The sequence below is a fragment of the Rothia sp. (in: high G+C Gram-positive bacteria) genome (assembly GCF_030540545.1).
Taxonomy (GTDB): domain Bacteria; phylum Actinomycetota; class Actinomycetes; order Actinomycetales; family Micrococcaceae; genus Rothia.
Window position 1 is genome coordinate 1 of sequence record NZ_JAUNVZ010000129.1, and the last position, 1,043, is coordinate 1,043.

The 1,043-nt window shown below is 54.1% G+C and carries 1 protein-coding gene; it reads left to right on the plus strand.

All coding sequences use genetic code 11. From position 1 onward, the window contains the following. The coding region (locus tag Q4P78_RS09415) for a cytochrome b (RefSeq protein WP_303340106.1) at positions 1 to 1,043 on the plus strand (1,043 nt) is incomplete at both ends.

The following is a 1,043-nucleotide window of genomic DNA, read 5'->3' on the forward strand; positions in this document are numbered from 1 at the left end:
TGCTACGGCAGATCCACCACTGGGCAGCGCTCATGTTCATGCTGGCCATCTGCATCCATATGCTCCGTGTTTTCTTCACAGGTGCTTTCCGTCGCCCCCGCGAGCTGAACTGGGTTGTGGGATGCGTGCTTTTTGTGGTGGGTATCTTGGCTGGTTTCACCGGCTATTCCCTGCCGGATGATGTGCTCTCTGGCAACGGTTTGCGCATTATTGACGGCATTATGAAGTCAATTCCGCTTATTGGCACCTATGCATCGCTCTTCTTCTTCGGTGGCGAGTTCCCCGGTGAGCATATTATTGGGCGCCTCTACACCCTGCACATTATGATTATCCCCGCCACCCTTCTGTTGTGCGTGGGTATTCATATGTTCATGGTTGTGCTCCACAAGCACACCCAGTACCTGGGGCCGGGCCGCACTAATGATAATGTTGTTGGCTTCCCGGTTGGCCCAGTTTACGCTGCTAAAGCCGGTGGTTTCGTCTTTATTGTGTTCGGCATTATTGCGTTCTTGGCCTCAACATTCACCATTAACGCTATCTGGAACTACGGACCGTATGACCCCTCACCGGTGCAGGCGGGTACTCAGCCTGACTGGTATGTTGGTTTCGGTGATGGTGCATTACGTTTATGGCCCGGTGTGTGGCCGTTCCCGTGGGAAATCCAGGCAGGAGGAACCTGGGTACTGAACGTGCTTCTACCGTTTGCGTTGGCGGGCCTGCTGATGGGTTTCCTGTTCACTTGGCCTTGGATTGAGCGTTGGGTGACGAAGGATGACCGCGTCCACAATATCCTGGATCGCCCACGTAACGCGCCATTCCGCACCGCAGCTGGTGTTGCGGGTATCATCTATTATTCGGTGCTTATGATCGCGGCTTCCTCGGATCTGATCGCAACTCACTTCCATGTTTCTCTCAATGACGTGGCGTACGTTCTGCGTGCCCTATTCTTTGTGGGACCGGTGCTTGGATTTGAGATTACTCGCCGTATCTGCCTCTCGCTGCAGCGTAAGGACCGTGAACTTGTTCTGCACGGTATTGAGACG